Annotated in this window: 15 protein-coding genes; 11 read left to right on the top strand and 4 right to left on the bottom strand. The window is 71.5% G+C overall.

Going from position 1 to position 17,780, the window contains the following annotated elements:
* Positions 1-120 precede the first annotated feature (120 nt).
* Positions 121-867 carry a TetR family transcriptional regulator gene (locus ACFY0O_RS14075; RefSeq protein WP_388946791.1) on the bottom strand — a complete coding sequence of 249 codons (747 nt, stop codon included), beginning with the start codon at positions 865-867 and terminating at the stop codon, positions 121-123.
* Positions 868-997: 130 nt separating this feature from the next.
* Here ACFY0O_RS14075 and ACFY0O_RS14070 point away from each other — a divergent pair, with 130 nt between their 5' ends.
* Entirely contained in the window at positions 998-2,590 is a 1,593-nt protein-coding gene (locus ACFY0O_RS14070; protein ID WP_388946789.1) for an MFS transporter, read from the top strand.
* Positions 2,591-2,789: 199 nt separating this feature from the next.
* Entirely contained in the window at positions 2,790-3,179 is a 390-nt protein-coding gene (locus ACFY0O_RS14065; RefSeq protein ID WP_388946787.1) for a peptidase inhibitor family I36 protein, read from the top strand.
* Here ACFY0O_RS14065 and ACFY0O_RS14060 read toward each other — a convergent pair.
* Together ACFY0O_RS14060 and aceE are read right to left on the bottom strand one after the other, a co-directional pair.
* The gene (locus ACFY0O_RS14060) at positions 3,160-3,966 is read right to left on the bottom strand and encodes a potassium channel family protein (protein ID WP_358896305.1); all 807 of its coding nucleotides are present in this window, start codon (positions 3,964-3,966) and stop codon (positions 3,160-3,162) included. The two genes, ACFY0O_RS14065 and ACFY0O_RS14060, sit on opposite strands and share 20 nt — an antisense overlap.
* A gap of 96 nt (positions 3,967-4,062) precedes the next feature.
* Entirely contained in the window at positions 4,063-6,810 is a 2,748-nt protein-coding gene (gene aceE / locus ACFY0O_RS14055; RefSeq protein WP_388946784.1) for a pyruvate dehydrogenase (acetyl-transferring), homodimeric type, read from the bottom strand.
* 446 nt (positions 6,811-7,256) lie between these two features.
* Here aceE and ACFY0O_RS14050 point away from each other — a divergent pair, with 446 nt between their 5' ends.
* From ACFY0O_RS14050 to ACFY0O_RS14025, 6 genes are all read left to right on the top strand, one after another.
* On the top strand, positions 7,257-7,682 hold the full coding sequence (locus ACFY0O_RS14050) for a DUF3052 domain-containing protein (RefSeq protein ID WP_358896309.1): 426 nt from the start codon (positions 7,257-7,259) through the stop codon (positions 7,680-7,682).
* A gap of 236 nt (positions 7,683-7,918) precedes the next feature.
* Entirely contained in the window at positions 7,919-8,377 is a 459-nt protein-coding gene (locus tag ACFY0O_RS14045; RefSeq protein WP_388947263.1) for a peroxiredoxin, read from the top strand.
* A gap of 122 nt (positions 8,378-8,499) precedes the next feature.
* Complete coding sequence (locus tag ACFY0O_RS14040) at positions 8,500-9,075, top strand: TerD family protein (RefSeq protein WP_042816748.1); 576 nt, start codon at positions 8,500-8,502, stop codon at positions 9,073-9,075.
* Positions 9,076-9,202: 127 nt separating this feature from the next.
* Positions 9,203-9,778, top strand: a complete 576-nt coding sequence (locus ACFY0O_RS14035) for a TerD family protein (protein WP_344155774.1) — start codon at positions 9,203-9,205, stop codon at positions 9,776-9,778.
* A gap of 25 nt (positions 9,779-9,803) precedes the next feature.
* Positions 9,804-10,940 carry a DUF475 domain-containing protein gene (locus ACFY0O_RS14030; RefSeq protein WP_388946781.1) on the top strand — a complete coding sequence of 379 codons (1,137 nt, stop codon included), beginning with the start codon at positions 9,804-9,806 and terminating at the stop codon, positions 10,938-10,940.
* A gap of 143 nt (positions 10,941-11,083) precedes the next feature.
* A complete protein-coding gene (locus ACFY0O_RS14025) occupies positions 11,084-11,833 on the top strand; it encodes a Tellurium resistance (protein WP_388946779.1) in 750 nt (249 codons plus the stop codon).
* Between the two features lie 27 nt (positions 11,834-11,860).
* Here the strand turns inward: ACFY0O_RS14025 and ACFY0O_RS14020 are convergent, their stop codons facing one another.
* On the bottom strand, positions 11,861-12,637 hold the full coding sequence (locus ACFY0O_RS14020; protein ID WP_388946778.1) for a TerD family protein: 777 nt from the start codon (positions 12,635-12,637) through the stop codon (positions 11,861-11,863).
* Positions 12,638-12,831: 194 nt separating this feature from the next.
* Here ACFY0O_RS14020 and ACFY0O_RS14015 point away from each other — a divergent pair, with 194 nt between their 5' ends.
* The 3 genes from ACFY0O_RS14015 to ACFY0O_RS14005 are packed head-to-tail and all read left to right on the top strand — an operon-like array spanning position 12,832 to position 17,779.
* The gene (locus ACFY0O_RS14015) at positions 12,832-14,007 is read left to right on the top strand and encodes an HpcH/HpaI aldolase/citrate lyase family protein (protein WP_388946776.1); all 1,176 of its coding nucleotides are present in this window, start codon (positions 12,832-12,834) and stop codon (positions 14,005-14,007) included.
* A 29-nt stretch (positions 14,008-14,036) separates the two neighbouring features.
* Positions 14,037-16,949: a phosphoribosyltransferase gene (locus ACFY0O_RS14010; RefSeq protein ID WP_388946774.1), complete on the top strand. Its 2,913-nt coding sequence runs from the start codon at positions 14,037-14,039 to the stop codon at positions 16,947-16,949.
* Positions 16,946-17,779, top strand: coding sequence for an HAD family hydrolase (locus ACFY0O_RS14005; protein ID WP_388946772.1), 834 nt, complete (start codon positions 16,946-16,948; stop codon positions 17,777-17,779). The genes ACFY0O_RS14010 and ACFY0O_RS14005 overlap by 4 nt, the downstream gene beginning before the upstream one ends.
* Position 17,780 lies beyond the last annotated feature (1 nt).

Raw genomic sequence — 17,780 nt, 5'->3', positions numbered from 1 at the left:
GACGGGGTGGGCGGGGCGGCCGGGCAGGTTCACTGGAGCCAGACTAGGAGACCTCTGGAGTCAGTGGTGCCAGGGGTGACCGGACTCACGGCCGACCGGGGTACCCCTTGCCCCGCGCGGTCACGCTCCGTCGCGAGAGGGGCTGTTGGGGTCGTCGGCGGGGTGGCCGGAACGCGCCGACGGATGCTCCGGGCCCCCGCCCCCCGCCCCGGACGATCGGCCGCGCCAGTCCTCGGCCAGGGCGGGGCCGATCTGGTCGAGGTAGGCCTCCGTCATCCGCCGGATCGCGGTCACGCTCACGTCCTCGCCCTGCCCCCAGAGCCGCCCGGTGACCCGCATCACCCCGCAGAACGCGGCGACGGCGATCCGCGGCCGGGGATCGGCGTCGAGGTCGAGGCCCTCGCGCTCGGCGACCAGCCGGGCGATCCGCTCCTCCAGCTCGGTGGAGCGCCGCAGGTGGACGGCGAGCAGGGCCGGGGTGGACTCGATCAGCCGGTAGGCCTGCATGTACAGGTCGACCGGGACCACCTCGGAGAGGGCCTCGTCGAGGGTGTCCCAGGCGGCGAGCACGGCGCCCCGCATGGCCCGCAGCGGGGGCTCGCCGGTCGGGCGGGCGGCCAGCGCGGCGACGAAGTGCGACTCGACCAGGTCCTGGACGGCGAAGGCCACCTCCTCCTTGTTCGCGAAGTAGCGGAAGAAGGTGCGCTGGGAGACCTCGACCGTCTCGGTGATCTCGTCGACGGTGGTGTGCTCGTAGCCCTGCGAGATGAACAGGAGCAGCGCCGCGCGCAGCAGCGCGTCCCGGGTGCGCCGCTTCTTGCGCTCGCGCAGTCCGGCCGCCGCCCGGGCGGGCCGCTCGTCGGTCATCACCGCGGGGTCCTCTCTGCTGCTGCATCTGACGCTGAGTGAGCGGTCAGGTTACCTGTGACGGAGCTGACAGCTACTGCCGCGTTAAGCCGTTTGTGAACTGTCAGTCGCTGTCACTAACCTGTTTCGCATGACTGGTCAGATCACCCTCGCCAAGGAATCGAGTCCGTCACCGGTCCGCGCCGGGCTGCGCGGGCACCCGTGGCTCACGCTGTTCGCCGTGGCGATCGGCGTCATGATGGTCACCCTCGACGGCACGATCGTCGCCGTCGCCAACCCCGCGATCCAGAAGGACCTCGGCGCCAGCCTGGCCGAGGTGCAGTGGATCACCAACGGCTACCTGCTGGCCCTCGCGGTCTCCCTGATCACCGCCGGCAAGCTCGGCGACCGCTTCGGCCACCGCCAGACCTTCCTCATAGGCATCGCCGGCTTCGGGCTCTCCTCGGCGATCATCGGCCTGTCCTCCGGGGTCGGGCTCGTCATCGGCTTCCGCGTCGCCCAGGGCCTCTTCGGCGCCCTGCTGATGCCAGCCGCCCTCGGCCTGCTGCGCGCCACCTTCCCCGCCGAGAAGCTGAACATGGCCATCGGCATCTGGGGCATGGTCATCGGCGCCTCGACCGCCGCCGGGCCCATCGTCGGCGGTCTGCTGGTGGAGCACGTCAGCTGGCAGTCCGTCTTCTTCATCAACGTGCCCGTCGGCATCGTGGCGCTGGTCTTCGGCCTGTTCATCCTGCTCGACCACCGGGCGGAGAACGCCCCGCGCTCCTTCGACCTGCCGGGCATCGTGCTGCTGTCGGCCGCGATGTTCTCCCTGATCTGGGCGCTGATCAAGGCCGCCGAGTGGGGCTGGGGCGACGCGAAGACCGTGCTCTTCCTGCTCGCCTCCCTGGTGTGCTTCGTCCTCTTCGCCGTCTGGGAGACCCGGGTCGCCGAGCCGCTGATCCCGCTCGGCATCTTCCGCTCGCCGGCCCTGTCCGCGGGCACCGTGCTGATGGTGCTGATGGCCTTCGCCTTCATGGGCGGGCTGTTCTTCGTCACCTTCTACCTGCAGAACGTGCACGGGATGAGCCCGGTCGACAGCGGCCTGCGGCTGCTGCCGCTCACCGGCATGATGATCATCGGCTCGCCGCTGGCCGGCGCCGCCATCACCAAGGTCGGCCCGCGGATCCCCCTCGTCGCCGGGATGGTGGCCACGGCCGTCGCCTGCTTCGGGATGTCCCGCCTGACCCCGGACACCGGCACCCTGACCATGTCCCTCTGGTTCGCCCTGCTGGGCCTGGGCCTCGCGCCCGTCATGGTCGGAGCCACCGAGGTCATCGTCGGCAACGCCCCGCTGGAGCTCTCCGGCGTGGCCGGCGGCCTCCAGCAGGCCGCCATGCAGGTGGGCGGCAGCCTCGGCACGGCGGTCCTCGGAGCGGTCATGGCGGCCGAGGTCAGTGACACGTTCGGGGACAACTGGCAGCGGGCGAGCCTGCCCCCGCTCACCCCCGAGCAGCTGGAACTCGCCGAGAAGGGCGTCCAGGTGGGCATCGCCCCGGTCCCGCCCGGCGTGCCCGAGCCGGTCGCCCAGACCATTTCCTCCGTGGCCCACGAGACCTTCGTGTCCGGGATGAGCACGGCCTTCACCTGCGCCGGAGTGGTCGCGGTCCTCGCCGCGGTCGTCGCCTGCTTCACCAAGCGCGGCGAGAACGGCGGCGCCGGAGCGGGCGCGGCCCACATCTGAGCCCCACCGCCCGCCGTTACGGCCGCGTCAACCCCGCGCCCGTCCCAGCCCCGCCGCAGCCGTGCGGCGGGGCTGTCGCCTATCAGGGTGGACCCGCCCGCAGCCCCTTCCGCCCGCACGTCGCCGCAGGTCAGCGTGGTGCCACGGAGCCTTCGGAAACCGTCCGGGGCCCGTACGTCCACAAGGAGTTGACCCCGTCATGCGTACGTGGAGCACCGCACGCGTCACCACCCTCGCCGCCGCCCTCCTGGCCGCCTGCGCCCTCGTCCCGTCCACCGCCACCGGAGCGCACGCCGCCTCCCCGCCCTGTGCCACGGGGGAGCTGTGCCTGTGGGCGAAACCCGACTTCAAGGGCACCCGGCAGACCTACGACCTCAGCACCCTCGACATCAACAGCTGCACCACCCTGCCCGCACTGCCTTCCAAGGCGGGCTTCCAGGCCCTCGTCAACCGCACCGGGCGGCCGGTGACCACCTACCAGTCGGCCGAGTGCGCGGAGACCGGCGAGTTCCAGACCTACCCCGGGGACGGGGTCTGGCTGCCCCAGTCCCCCTACCAGGTCAGGGCGTTCAAGGTGTGGGAGCGGTAGGCCCCGCCTGACCGGCGGCCGGCTCGGGGCCCTGGGCGGCCTGGGCGGGCATCGCGCACCGGGATCCGTGGCCCAGCCGCGCGACCTCGGCCCGCAGCGCCCGCACCTCCTCCTGGAGCTCCCGGACGGCCGCCAGCTGGAGCCGCTCCACCTGGTCGTCGCGCTCGAACCGGGCGATGAACCAGGCGGCGATGTTGGCGGTCACCACACCGAGCAGGGCGATCCCCGACAGCATCAGCCCCACCGCCAGGACCCGGCCCAGCCCGGTGGTGGGGGAGTGGTCCCCGTACCCGACGGTGGTCATGGTGGTGAAGGACCACCACACCGCGTCGCCCAGGTTCTTGATGTTCCCGTTGGGCGCGTCCCGTTCCACGCTCAGCACCGCGAGCGAGCCGAACATCAGCAGCCCCACCACGGCGCCCGCCACGTACGTGGTCAGCCGGATCTGCGGGGCCATCCGCGCCCGCCGCCCCACCAGCATCAAGGTCGCCACCAGCCGCAGCAGCCGCAGCGGCTGCACCAGCGGCAGCACCACCGCCGCCAGGTCCAGCCAGTGCGTCCGTACGAAGACCTTCCGGTTCCCCGACAGCCCCAGCCGCACCACGTAGTCCACCGCGAAGGCCGCCCACACCGCCCACTCGGCGTGGGTGCACGCCCGGTGCACGCCCTCGCCCGCGTCCGGCGCGACGATCGGCACGGCGTAGGCGACGGCGAAGGCCACGGCGAGCACCAGCAGGGGGACCTGAGTACGGCGCTCCCACCGCGCCTGGCGGGAGGGTTCCTTCATACGGATCATCGTAGGGACAACGGAAGGGGGCGCTGGGACAGGTGTCCCAGCGCCCCCACCTACGAGTGACCCTCCCGGGGCCTCCCGCCGCGGCTGTTACGCGTCGCCGCCCGCGGCGCCCGGGTCGGCGGCCGCCACGTCCAGCAGCTGGTACCGGTCGATGGCCTGCTTCAGCGCCGACCGGTCGATCTTCCCCTCACGGGCCAGCTCGGTGAGCGTCGCCAGGACCACCGACTGCGCGTCGATGTGGAAGAAGCGCCGCGCCGCGCCGCGCGTGTCGGCGAAGCCGAACCCGTCCGCGCCCAGCGAGGTGTACGTCCCCGGCACCCAGCGCGAGATCTGGTCCGGCACCGCGCGCATCCAGTCCGACACCGCCACGAACGGCCCCTCCGCGCCCGACAGCTTCCGGGTCACGTACGGGACGCGCTGCTCCTCCTCCGGGTGGAGCAGGTTGTGCTCCTCCACCGCGACGGCCTCGCGGCGCAGCTCGTTCCAGGAGGTCGCCGACCAGACGTCCGCCCGGACGTTCCACTCCTCGGCGAGGATCCGCTGCGCCTCCAGCGCCCACGGCACCGCCACGCCCGAGGCCATGATCTGGGCCCCGACGGCGCCCGAGGTGCCCTGCGAGATGCGGTGGATGCCCTTGAGGATGCCCTCGACGTCCACGTCGGCCGGCTCGGCCGGGTGCTGGATCGGCTCGTTGTAGACCGTCAGGTAGTAGAAGACGTCCTCGCCGGGCTCGTTCGTCTCGGTCGGGCCGTACATGCGCCGCAGGCCGTCCTTGACGATGTGCGCGATCTCGTAGCCGTAGGCCGGGTCGTACGCCACGCAGCCCGGGTTGGTCGACGCCAGCAGCTGGGAGTGACCGTCGGCGTGCTGCAGGCCCTCACCCGTCAGGGTGGTCCGGCCGGCGGTCGCGCCCAGGACGAAACCGCGCGCCAGCTGGTCGGCCATCTGCCAGAACTGGTCACCCGTGCGCTGGAAACCGAACATCGAGTAGAAGACGTACACCGGGATCAGCGGCTCGCCGTGCGTCGCGTACGCCGAACCGGCGGCGATCAGCGAGGCCGTGCAGCCGGCCTCCGAGATGCCGTCGTGCAGCATCTGGCCGGTCGGGGACTCCTTGTACGCCAGGAGCAGGTCGCGGTCGACCGCCTCGTACTGCTGGCCCAGCGGGTTGTAGATCTTGGCGCTCGGGAAGAAGGCGTCCATACCGAAGGTGCGGTACTCGTCGGGCGCGATCAGCACGAAGCGCTTGCCGATCTCCTTGTCCCGCATCAGGTCCTTCAGGATGCGGACGAAGGCCATCGTGGTGGCGATCGACTGGTGGCCCGAGCCCTTCTTGGCCGCCGCGTACGCCTTGTCGTCCGGCAGCGCCAGGGGCTTGGCGCGGACCACGCGGGTGGGCACGTAACCGCCGTGCGCGCTGCGCTGGTCGTGCATGTACTGGATCTCGGGCGAGTTGCGGCCCGGGTGGTAGTACGGCGGGGCGCCGTTCTCCAGCTGCGCGTCGGTGATCGGGATGTGCAGCCGGTCGCGGAAGCGCTTGAGGTCGTCGACCGTCAGCTTCTTCATCTGGTGCGTGGCGTTGCGGCCCTCGAAGTTGGGGCCGAGGGTCCAGCCCTTGACCGTCTGCGCCAGGATCACCGTCGGCTGGCCCTTGTGGGCCTTGGCCGCCGCGTAGGCCGCGTAGACCTTCTTGTGGTCGTGGCCGCCGCGGCCCAGGTGCTGGATCTGCCGGTCGCTCATGTTCTCGACCATCGCGCGCAGCCGCTGGTCCCCGCCGAAGAAGTGCTCGCGGATGTACGCGCCCGACTCGGTGGCGTACGTCTGGAACTGCCCGTCGGGGGTGGAGTTCATCTTGTTGACCAGGATGCCGTCGCGGTCCTGGGCCAGCAGCGGGTCCCAGGAGCGGTCCCAGATCAGCTTGATGACGTTCCAGCCGGCGCCGCGGAAGATCGACTCCAGCTCCTGGATGATCTTGCCGTTGCCGCGCACCGGGCCGTCGAGGCGCTGGAGGTTGCAGTTGACGACGAAGGTCAGGTTGTCCAGGCCCTCGCGGGCCGCGATCGAGAGCTGGCCGAGCGACTCCGGCTCGTCCATCTCGCCGTCACCGAGGTACGCCCAAACGTGGGACTTGGAGGTGTCGGCGATCCCGCGCGCCTCCATGTACCGGTTCATCCGGGCCTGGTAGATCGCGCCGAGCGGGCCGAGGCCCATCGAGACGGTCGGGAACTCCCAGAAGTCCGGCATCAGCCGCGGGTGCGGGTAGCTCGACAGGCCGTACGGGGCCTTCGACTTCTCCTGGCGGAACGCGTCGAGCTGCTGCTCGGTGAGCCGGTCCAGGAGGTAGGCGCGGGCGTAGATGCCGGGCGAGGCGTGGCCCTGGAAGAAGATCTGGTCGCCGCCGTCGCCCTCGTCCTTGCCCCGGAAGAAGTGGTTGAAGCCCACGTCGTAGAGGGAGGCGGAGGAGGCGAAGGTCGCGATGTGGCCGCCGACGCCGATGCCGGGGCGCTGGGCGCGCGAGACCATGACGGCCGCGTTCCAGCGGGTGGCGTTGAGGACCTTGCGCTCGATCTCCTCGTTGCCGGGGAAGAAGGGCTCGTCCTTCGTGGCGATGGTGTTGACGTAGTCCGTGGAGCGCATCTCGGGGACGGCCACGCGCCTCTCGCGGGCCCGCTCGATCAGTCGCAGCATCAGGTAGCGGGCGCGCTCGCGGCCCCGCTCGTCGACGGCGGCGTCCAGGGAGTCGAGCCACTCCTTGGTCTCCTCCGGGTCGAAGTCCGGGACCTGGCTCGGCAGGCCGCCAATGATGATCGGATTGCGATCGGATGCGGAAGCCACGCTGTTCCTTCGCTGTCAGGGGAGTCGTGCCTTGGGTCGCCGCCTCCCATGGTCTTACGCCCAGCCGGAATCTTCACCTCTACCACTGGGTAACACCTGGAGCGGGGAAGGAGCGCCGGGCGGGCCGTACCGGTCCGGGACGCGGCGGGGCCAAATCGCAACCTTACGCCCAGGGCGATCAACGGGTTCGTAAGGCCGTTCGTTCCTCAAACAGGTAGGAAAGTCCCCCTGCGATGCCGAATGAGCTGGAATGGTGTGGGATGAATCACCGGTGGTCCGCGCGGGAAGCCTGAAAGTTGCGGCGAGACGGCCGCAATCGTCACCGTTTCGACGGTCTCGGCGGCCGGGTACTTGCGCGATCCGCCGCGCCCGTGTGGACTACGCCCAATGCTGCGCGTACGCGCGCCGCCGAAAGACATTCACCGAACATGAGCAGGAGGCACCCCGTGAGCGCGACCGCGGACCACGCGGAGAGCCTGGCCGCCCGGCTGGGTTTCCAGTCCGAACAGGTGGTCCAGGAGATCGGCTACGACGAGGACGTCGATCAGGAATTCCGTGACACCGTCGAGGCACTCGTCAGTGAGCTCGCCGACGAGGACTACGACGACGTCGCCGACGCCGTGCTGCTGTGGTTCCGCGACGAGGACGGCGACCTGACGGACGCCCTGGTCGATGCGACCGAGATGGTCGAGGACGGCGCACTGATCCTGCTGCTGACCCCGAAGACGGGCCGGGACGGCTACGTGGAGGCCAGCGACATCAGCGAGGCCGCCGAGACCGCCGGCCTCTCGCTGGCGAAGGGCCTGCCCGTCGGCAAGGAGTGGACCTCCACCAAGCTGGTGACGCCGAAGGTCGCCAAGTCCAAGAAGTAAGCCGCGCCCCGCAGCCGAGCGGACGCACACCCCGCCGACCCGGATCACCCCGGGGACGGCGGGGTGTGCGCGTTTCCGGGCTCCCGGCGGACTCTCTCCCGGCTCCTTCCGGGCCCCTCCCGGCCCGCCGCGCGCGCCACGGCCCCGCCGGCGGCCCGATCCGGGGCGGTCACCCTTAGGGTGGGTCTCACCCGAACGGCCCCGTGCGGGACGGCAGGAACGAAGGGATGCGAGAGATGGCGATCGAGGTCGGACAGAAGGCCCCGGACTTCGAGCTCAAGGACAACCACGGCGCCACCGTGCGGCTCTCCGACTTCCGGGGGGAGAAGGCCGTCGTGCTGCTCTTCTACCCGTTCGCCTTCACCGGCGTGTGCACCGGCGAGCTGTGCGAGCTGCGCGACCAGCTGCCCCGCTTCCAGAACGACGACGTCCAGCTGCTGGCCGTCTCCAACGACTCCGTGCCGACCCTGCGCGTCTTCGCCGACCAGGAGGGCCTGGAGTACCCGCTGCTGTCCGACTTCTGGCCGCACGGCGAGACCTCGCGCGCCTACGGCGTCTTCGACGAGGAGAAGGGCTGCGCGGTCCGCGGCACCTTCGTCATCGACAAGGACGGCGTCGTCCGCTGGACCGTCGTCAACGGACTGCCCGACGCGCGTGACCTGAACGAGTACATCAAGGCCCTCGACAGCCTCTGAGGACTTGCCGACGGGTATCGGACGAAAACCGCCTGCGGGCGGGAACCCGTCACTAGGATCCAACCGTTGATCCGGTAGCAACGCACGCGGGGCACCGCCCCACACACATACATGGAGGACTCGTGGGAGTCAGCCTCAGCAAGGGCGGCAACGTCTCGCTGACCAAGGCCGCGCCCAACCTGACGGCGGTCATCGTCGGTCTGGGCTGGGACGCCCGCACCACCACCGGTGTCGACTTCGACCTCGACGCCAGCGCGATCCTGACCAACGACCAGGGCAAGGTCGCCACCGACTCGAACTTCGTGTTCTTCAACAACCTGAAGAGCCCGGACGGCTCGGTCGAGCACACCGGTGACAACCTGACCGGCGAGGGCGAGGGCGACGACGAGGCGATCAAGGTCAACCTCGCCGGGGTCCCGGCCGACGTGGCCAAGATCGTCTTCCCGGTCTCCATCTACGAGGCCGAGAGCCGCCAGCAGAGCTTCGGCCAGGTCCGCAACGCGTACATCCGCGTGGTGAACCAGGCCGACAACAGCGAGCTCGCCCGCTACGACCTCTCCGAGGACGCCTCCACGGAGACCGCCATGGTCTTCGGCGAGCTCTACCGCAACGGCGCGGAGTGGAAGTTCCGTGCCATCGGCCAGGGCTACGCCTCGGGCCTGCGCGGCATCGCGCAGGACTTCGGCGTCAACGTCTGAGCCTGAGCAGAACCGAGTTCGTCCGTCCGGCGCCGTGCACCTCTGTGTACGGCGCCGGACCGGCTTTGCCACCATGGGGGCGGGTGGCCGGGCCACCATCACCACGTCGTTCGGGGAGGACCACATCATGGGCGTCACACTCGCCAAGGGGGGCAACGTCTCCCTCTCCAAGCAGGCACCGAACCTCACCCGGGTTCTGATCGGGCTCGGATGGGACGCGCGCTCGACCACGGGGGCCGACTTCGACCTCGACGCCAGCGCGCTGCTGTGCCGCGACGGCCGGGTGCTCGGCGACCAGTACTTCGTCTTCTACAACAACCTGAAGAGCCCCGAGGGCTCCGTCGAACACACCGGCGACAACCTCACCGGCGAGGGTGAGGGCGACGACGAGTCGATCATCATCGACCTCACCAAGGTCCCGGCCCAGGTCGACAAGATCGTCTTCCCGGTCTCCATCCACGAGGCGGACAGCCGCCGACAGAGCTTCGGCCAGGTCAGCAACGCCTTCATCCGTGTGGTGAACATGGCGGACGACCAGGAACTGGCCCGCTACGACCTCACCGAGGACGCCTCCAGCGAAACCGCGATGATCTTCGGCGAGGTCTACCGCTACGGGGGCGAATGGAAGTTCCGGGCGGTGGGACAGGGGTACGCGTCGGGTCTGCGGGGCATCGCTCTAGACTTCGGGGTCAACGTTTCGTAAAGCCGTACAAGACGATGGGGTGCCAGTGGTTCTCAAAACCTTCGGCTGGTCGTTCGCAATCACTGCGCTCGGTCTCGCCGCAGCGGTGTTCTACGGGGGGTGGACCGCTTTTGGGATCGTGGCGATCCTTGCGGTCCTGGAGATCTCGCTGTCCTTCGACAATGCGGTGGTCAACGCCGGAATCCTGAAGAAGATGAATGCCTACTGGCAGAAGATCTTCCTCACCGTCGGCGTGCTCATCGCCGTCTTCGGCATGCGCCTGGTCTTCCCCGTCGTCATCGTCGCGATCAGTGCCAAGATCGGTCCGATCGACGCGGTCGATCTCGCCATGACCGACAAGGACAGGTACCAGCAGCTCGTCACGGACGCCCACCCGTCCATCGCCGCCTTCGGCGGCATGTTCCTGCTGATGATCTTCCTCGACTTCATCTTCGAGGACCGCGACATCAAGTGGCTCGCCTGGCTGGAGCGCCCGCTCGCCAAGCTCGGCAAGATCGACATGCTGTCCGCGTGCATCGCGCTGATCGTCCTGGTCATCACCTCGATGACCTTCGCCACCCAGGCCCACCAGCACGGCGGCGTCCACGCGGACAAGGCGCAGACCGTCCTCATCTCCGGCATCCTCGGCCTGATCACCTACATGGTCGTCGGCGGCCTCTCCGGCTACTTCGAGAACAGGCTGGAGGAAGAGGAGGAGGCCGAGCACGAGGCGGAGGAAGCCGCCAAGAAGAGCGGCAGCCCCGTCTCGGCCGTCGTGATGGCCGGCAAGGCCGCGTTCTTCATGTTCCTCTACCTCGAGGTCCTCGACGCGTCCTTCTCCTTCGACGGCGTCATCGGCGCCTTCGCCATCACCAACGACATCGTGCTCATGGCGCTGGGCCTCGGCATCGGCGCCATGTACGTCCGCTCGCTCACGGTCTACCTGGTCCGCCAGGGCACCCTGGACGACTACGTCTACCTGGAGCACGGCGCGCACTACGCCATCGGCGCCCTCGCCGTGATCCTGCTCGTCACCATCCAGTACGAGATCAACGAGGTCATCACCGGCCTCGTCGGCGTCGTGCTGATCGCCTGGTCCTTCTGGTCCTCCGTCCGCCGCAACAAGCGGCTGGCGGCCGAGGGCGGCGACGGGGAGACCGCGGAGGTCAGCGCCGGGGTGTGACCCGGCCCTGATTGCGGAACGCTCCTACAGGAGCCGTCACTTCTTCGGCGGGGCGGCCGCGCGGATCCCCTGGGACCGCGTGGCCGCCCCGCGGCATATCCGCGGCTCGTCCGCGCACGGACCGACCAGGGGGGTTGGGGCACATGGGGTTCTTCGACGGGTTCTTCGACGGGATCAGGGGCGCCCGCGCGATGCGGTTCGACGCGGGCAACGCCTCGTCGAACGCCATCGAGCTGACCAAGAGGCAGCCGACGGTCTCGCTCACCAAACAGCAGGCCGTCCACGGCAACCTCCGGGTCAACCTCTCCTGGCGGATGCGCACCTCGGACATAGGGGCCCGCTCCGGCCAGAGCGGTCAGCTCCTGCGTCACCCGTTCAAGCTGTTCAAGCCCGACATGGTGCAGGCCCACACCCAGGGCATGGTCAACGTCGACCTCGACATGGGCTGCCTGTACGAGCTGACGGACGGCACCCGCGGCGCCGTGCAGCCGCTGGGCAACCTGCTCGGCGACCTCAACGACCCGCCGTACGTGAAGCTCAGCGGGGACGACCGGTTCGGCTCCCCCTCCGGGGAGACCCTCTACGTCAACCTCGACCACGCCGACGACATCAAGCGGCTGCTGGTCTTCGTCTACATCTACGACCAGACCCCGGCCTTCGACCGCACCCACGCCCTGGTCACCCTCTACCCGACCGCGGGCCCGAGGATCGAGATCCCGCTGGAGGAGCGCCACGCGCAGGCCCGCTCCTGCGCGGTGGTCTCCCTGCAGAACGTCAAGGGCGAGCTGATCGTGCGCCGCGAGGTGAAGTTCGTGTACGGGTTCCAGGCCGAGCTCGACCGGCTGTACGGCTGGGGGCTCCAGTGGGGGCGGGGCTACAAGACCAAGGCCTGAGCCCCGCCCGGGGGCACCCGGCGGCCGTCAGCGGCGGATGAACTGGGGGCCCTGCACCGGCAGCCGGAACGAGGGGTCCCCGCCCGGAGCCGGCACGGGCACCGAGGACACCTGCTGGGGGTAGCCGTAGGCGGGCTGGACGGGAGGCGGGGCCTGGGTGGCCGGGGCGGCCGCCGGTGGGCGCATGGCGGCGGTCCGGTCGTCGCCGGCCCCGGCGGCGGGCGCGGGCGCGGCGGCGCTCCCGCCGGCCTCGGCGGCGTTCTCGTCGACGGAGATCCCGTGGTCCGTCGCGAGCCCCACCAGGCCGTCGGAGTAGCCCTCGCCCAGCGCGCGGAACTTCCACCCCTCGCCCCGTCGGTACAGCTCGCCGCAGATCAGCGCCGTCTCGGCCCCGGTCTCCGGCCGCACGTCGAAGTGGGCCAGCGGCTCCGGCGCGGCTCCGGGGGAGGCGTCGTAGAGCTGGATGCGCAGGTCGTGGACCCGCTGGAAGGGCACGTCCTCGGCGGAGGCCACGACCAGGACCCGGTCCACCACCGCCGGCACGGCCCGCAGGTCGGCCTGCACCGCGTCGGTGACGCCGTCCCCGATCTGCTTCTTGCCCAGGCGCCAGACGGACCCCGAGGGGTGGCGGGGCTGGTTGTAGAACACGAAGTCCTCGTCCGAGCGCACGCGCCCGTCCGCCCCCACGAGCAGCGCGGAGGCGTCCACGTCCGGCACCTCGGGCCCGGTGGTCCAGCGCAGCACCGCCCGGACCGCCGTGGCGGCCACCGGGATGTTCGAGCCCTTCTGCATCGCGTGCGTCATGCCCGTCATCCTGCCCTCCCGGACGGGTGGGGAACAATGCGGCCCCCCGTAGGCCCTTGTCCCCGACCCGGGAGCTGGGCATTGTGCGAGAGGGTTACCGGAACTTCATGTGCTTGAGGAACTCTTGACTCACGTTCGTACGTACTATTACCGGCCACGCCAGTTGGGCCGCCGAGGCAGTACGGGGGAAGCGCATGCGTCACTTTGGGCACATATCGCCCGTGGACCTTAAGGGCCTCTTCCACCAGGAGCCCGCGGAGTTCACCCTGGCCTCCCCCGCCCGTATCCTCGCCGCCGCGCTCGGGGCCACCCTCTACAGCCCGGCCACCCGCCCGCGGCTGGCCGCCGACATCCGCAAGCAGGCCGGCCGGGGCGTCGTCTCCATGGTCCTCTGCCTGGAGGATTCCATCAGCGACGCCGACGTGGTCGACGGCGAGGAGAACCTCGTCCGGCAGTTCGCCGAGCTTGAGGCCGAAGGCCCCGCCGCCGGGGAACTCCCCCTCCTCTTCATCCGCGTCCGCACCCCCGAGCAGATACCCGACCTCGTGCGCCGCCTCGGCCGGTCCGCGCGGAACCTGGCCGGATTCGTGCTTCCCAAATTCACCGAGAGCCGTGGGACGGCCTTCCTCGACGCCGTGGCCCACGCCGAAGCCGTCGGCGGCCTCGCCCGGCTGTACGCCATGCCCGTCCTGGAGACCCCCGACCTCCTCCACCTGGAGACCCGGGTCCAGGCCCTCGCCGGCATCTCCCGCACCGTGAACCGCCACCGCGAGCGGGTCCTGGCCCTGCGCCTGGGAGTCACCGACTTCTGCTCCGTCTACGGGCTGCGCCGCACCCCCGACATGACCGCCTACGACGTCCAGATCGTGGCCGGCGTCATCGCCGACGTGGTCAACGTCCTCAGCCGCGCCGACGGCACCGGCTTCACCGTCACCGGCCCCGTCTGGGAGTACTTCCGCAGCCAGCAGCGCCTCTTCAAGCCGCAGCTGCGCCGCAGCCCCTTCCTGGAGGAGGGCGTCGAGGAACTGCGCACCGCGCTGATCGAGCACGACCTGGACGGACTGCTGCGCGAGGTCGAGCTCGACCGGGCCAACGGGCTGCTCGGCAAGACCTGCATCCACCCCGCGCACGTCACCCCGGTGCACGCGCTGTCGGTCGTCTCCCACGAGGAGTTCTGCGACGCCCAGGACATCCTGCGGCCCGAGCGCGACGGCGGCGGAGTGATGCGTTCCACCTACACGAACAAGATGAACGAGGTGAAGCCCCACCGGGCCTGGGCCGAGCGCACCATGCTGCGCGCCGAGGTCTTCGGTGTGGCGAAGGAGGAGGTCGGCTTCGTCGACCTCCTGACCGCCGGGCTCCAGCTGTGAGCGGCCCGCCGCCGATGACGAGGATGACGATGAAGGGCAAGACGAACGACCCCGTGTGGTCGGGAACCTGGGTCGCGCGGCGGCTCGGCGTGCGCCTGGAGGGCGCCGACGGGGACGGGGAGGGCCTGACGGAGCTCCTCGGGCTGGCCCTGCGGCGCAACCCCAAGCGGGCGCACCTGCTGGTCTCGCGGGTGCTCGGCAAGCACGTCCCGCAGTCGCCCGCGACCGTGTACGCCGCCGGGTACGGGCTCGGGGAGCGGGTCCGGGCCCTGCTCGGCGACCGGGCCGCCTCCGCCGTGGTCCTCGGCTACGCCGAGACCGCGACGGGGCTCGGCCACTGCGTCGCCGACGGGCTGGGCGCGGCCCCCTACCTGCACTCCACGCGCCGGCCGGTGCCGGGGGTGCGGGCGGCCGGCGGGTTCGAGGAGGCGCACTCGCACGCCACCTCGCACCTGCTGCTTCCCGAGGACCCGCGGCTGCTGGCGGGGGACGGGCCGCTGGTCCTCGTCGACGACGAGTTCTCCACCGGCAACACCGTCCTGAACACCATCCGCGACCTGCACGCCCGGCACCCGCGCGGCCACTACGTGGTCGTCGCCCTGGTCGACATGCGCTCCGCCGCCGACCGCGACCGCCTCACGGCCTTCGCCGCCGAACTGGGCGCCCGAGTGGACCTCCTCGCCCTGTCCTCGGGCACGGTCTCCCTCCCGGAGGGGGTCCTGGCGAAGGGGCAGGCCCTGGTGGAGGAGTACGAGACCGGGGGCGCGGGCGGGACCGCCGTGCCGGGGGCCGCCGGGGGCTCGGCCGCCGTGCCAGGCGGGCCTGGAGCCGGGGCTGCCGTGCCAGGCGGGCCTGGAGCCGGGGCAGTGTCCGACAGCGGGGAGGTTTCCCTTCCCGGAGCCGCCGGGGCAGGGGCCGGAGCCGCCGGGCCAGGGGCCGGGGCCGCTGCGGGGTCGGCCGCGGCCGGGCGGGTCGGCGTGCCCTACGTGCGCGTGGCCCTGGAATGGCCCGCCGGGGTGCCCGACGGGGGCCGGCACGGGTTCACCCCCGGCCACCGGGCGGCGCTGGAGACGGCTCTGCCCGCCCTGGCCGGGCAGGTGGCCGCCGCGCTGGGCGAGGGGCCCGGGCGGGTCCTCGTACTCGGCAACGAGGAGCTGATGTACGTCCCGCTGCGCCTCGCGGCGACCCTGGAGGAGGGCGGGGCGGCGGCCGAGGTGCGGTTCTCCTCGACCACCCGCTCACCCGTCCTCGCCGTGGACGACCCCGGCTACGCCATCCGCACCCGCCTGGTCTTCCCCGCCCACGACGCTCCCGCCGACGGCCCCGGCGACCGCTACGCCTACAACGTCGCGGGCGCCGGTTTCGACGCGGTCGTCGCGGTCGTGGACTCCGCCGGGGACACCCCCGAGCTGTACACCGGGCTGCTGGCCGCCCTGGCCCCGCACACCGGCCGCGTCGTGCTGGCCGTCGTCCCCTCCTACGCCCCGGCCGTCCCCGCCACGGACGCCCAGGACCGCCCCGCCCCCCAGGCCGCCACCGCCGCCGCCGGCGACCCGGCCGTGACGGCCTCCGTTGACCTCGCCGCGGCCGCCTCCGGAGGCACCGCCGCCGGCGCCTTCGGCCGCCTCCCCGCCCGTGCCACAGCCGACCCGGCCGCCACCGCCCCCGGCGACCCGGCCGGCCCCGCCCCCGGCGTCCCCGCCGCCACGGCGGTCCGTATATCCGAGACCCCCCACCGGCAGGAGCCGTCGACCGTGTCCGAGCCGTGTCTGCCGGAGCCCCTGCGCGGGCCCGCCTTCTCCTCCTACGCCCCCGAGGACGTCGGCTGGCTGCTCCAGGACCTCTCCGCCGTCGAGCTGGAGGCCCCGACCGAGGAGCGGGAGGAGGCCATCCAGGCCGGCGGCGCGCACTACGCCGAGTCCCTACCCGTGGAGTACCAGCCCTCCGCGCGCTACCAGGAGCTGTACGAGGGCGCCCTGACCGCCTCCGCCGCCCGCGTCGCCCGCGCCGTCGGCACCGTCACCGAGACCGTCCTCGCCGAGCTCCCCCTGCGCCGTGGCCGGCGCGGGAGGGACCCCCACCCCTCCCCGGTCCTCGTCTCCCTGGCCCGCGCCGGAACCCCCGTCGGCGTCCTGATGCGCCGCTGGGCCGCCGCCCGGCACGGCCTGGACCTGCCGCACTACGCCGTCTCCATCGTGCGCGGCCGCGGCATCGACGCCAACGCCCTGCGCTGGCTCGCCGCCCACCACGACCCGGCCGACGTGGTCTTCGTCGACGGCTGGACCGGCAAGGGCGCCATCACCCGCGAGCTGCGCGAAGCCCTGGCCGGCTTCCCCGGCTTCAACCCGGAGATCGTCGTCCTCGCCGACCCCGGCGCCTGCGTCGAGACGTACGGCACCCGCGAGGACTTCCTGATCCCCTCCGCCTGCCTGAACTCCACCGTCTCCGGCCTGGTCTCGCGCACCGTCCTGCGCTCCGACCTGGTCGGCCCGGACGACTTCCACGGCGCGAAGTTCTACCGCGAGCTGGCCGGAGCCGACGTCTCCACCGCCTTCGTGGACGCCGTGGCCGCCCGCTTCGACGAGGTCGCCGAAGCCGTCGACGCCGAGGTCAAGGAACTCCTCGCCACCGACCGCACCCCCACCTGGGTGGGCTGGGCGGCCGTCGAGCGGATCAGCGAGGAGTACGGCATCCACGACGTGAACCTGGTCAAGCCGGGCGTCGGCGAGACCACCCGCGTGCTGCTGCGCCGCGTACCGTGGAAGATCCTGGCCCAGCGCGGCGCCGGCTCCGACCTGGACCACGTACGCCTGCTCGCCGCGCAGCGCGGGGTTCCGGTCGAGGAGGTCGACGGCCTCCCGTACACCTGTGTAGGACTCATCCACCCCCGCTTCACGCGCGGCGCCACCGGCGCCGACGGAAAGGCAGTGGCCGCCCAGTGACCCGCCAAGGAACCGTCCTCGTCGCCAGTGACCTCGACCGCACGCTCATCTACTCCGCGGCCGCCCTCGGCCTGACCATGCCCGACCCGCAGGCCCCGCGGTTGCTGTGCGTCGAGGTGCACGAGGGCAAGCCGCTGTCCTTCATGACGGAGACGGCGGCGGAGCTGCTGGCCGCCCTGGCCGCCGACCCGGCGGCGGTCTTCGTCCCGACCACCACCCGCACGCGCAAGCAGTACCAGCGCATCCGCTTCCCCGGCCCCCCGGCCCCGTACGCGATCTGCGCCAACGGCGGACAGCTGCTGGTCGACGGGGAGCCCGACCGGGACTGGCGGCGCGCGGTGGCCCGGCGGCTCGCCGAGGAGTGCGCCCCGCTGGAGGAGGTCCACCAGCACCTGCTGGCCGTGGCCGATCCGCAGTGGCTGCGCAAGGCCCGCCTCGCCGAGGACCTCTTCGCCTACCTGGTCGTCGAGCGGGCCCTGGTCCCGGACGAATGGCTTAAGGCCCTCACCCGCTGGGCGGAGGAGCGGGGCTGGACGGTCTCGCTCCAGGGCCGCAAGATCTACGCCGTCCCGCGCCCGCTGACCAAGAGCGCCGCCATGCGCGAGGTGGCCCGCCGCACGGGCGCCACCACCACCCTCGCCGCGGGCGACTCCCTCCTCGACGCCGACCTGCTGTTGGCGGCCGACCGGGCCTGGCGGCCGGGCCACGGCGAACTGGCCGACGCGGACTGGACGGCGCCGACGGTGACCGCCCTGCACGAGGCGGGCGTACTCGCCGGAGAGCAGATCGTCCGCGCCTTCGGGCAGGCGGTCGCGGCGCTGCCACACTGAC

Source organism: Streptomyces sp. NPDC001594, assembly GCF_042893675.1.
Classification (GTDB): Bacteria; Actinomycetota; Actinomycetes; order Streptomycetales; family Streptomycetaceae; genus Streptomyces.
The sequence above is the reverse complement of the archived record's forward strand: the minus strand, read 5'-3'. Positions and strand labels throughout refer to the sequence as shown.

What these genes read in the sequence shown, in the direction of transcription:
- ACFY0O_RS14075 (WP_388946791.1), bottom strand. Translation starts at nt 867, where the DNA reads ATGACCGACGAGCGGCCCGCCCGGGCGGCGGCCGGACTGCGCGAGCGC.
- ACFY0O_RS14070 (WP_388946789.1), top strand. Translation starts at nt 998, where the DNA reads ATGACTGGTCAGATCACCCTCGCCAAGGAATCGAGTCCGTCACCGGTC.
- ACFY0O_RS14065 (WP_388946787.1), top strand. Translation starts at nt 2,790, where the DNA reads ATGCGTACGTGGAGCACCGCACGCGTCACCACCCTCGCCGCCGCCCTC.
- ACFY0O_RS14060 (WP_358896305.1), bottom strand. Translation starts at nt 3,966, where the DNA reads ATGAAGGAACCCTCCCGCCAGGCGCGGTGGGAGCGCCGTACTCAGGTC.
- ACFY0O_RS14045 (WP_388947263.1), top strand. Translation starts at nt 7,919, where the DNA reads ATGGCGATCGAGGTCGGACAGAAGGCCCCGGACTTCGAGCTCAAGGAC.
- ACFY0O_RS14035 (WP_344155774.1), top strand. Translation starts at nt 9,203, where the DNA reads ATGGGCGTCACACTCGCCAAGGGGGGCAACGTCTCCCTCTCCAAGCAG.
- ACFY0O_RS14025 (WP_388946779.1), top strand. Translation starts at nt 11,084, where the DNA reads ATGGGGTTCTTCGACGGGTTCTTCGACGGGATCAGGGGCGCCCGCGCG.
- ACFY0O_RS14020 (WP_388946778.1), bottom strand. Translation starts at nt 12,637, where the DNA reads ATGACGCACGCGATGCAGAAGGGCTCGAACATCCCGGTGGCCGCCACG.
- ACFY0O_RS14015 (WP_388946776.1), top strand. Translation starts at nt 12,832, where the DNA reads ATGCGTCACTTTGGGCACATATCGCCCGTGGACCTTAAGGGCCTCTTC.
- ACFY0O_RS14010 (WP_388946774.1), top strand. Translation starts at nt 14,037, where the DNA reads ATGAAGGGCAAGACGAACGACCCCGTGTGGTCGGGAACCTGGGTCGCG.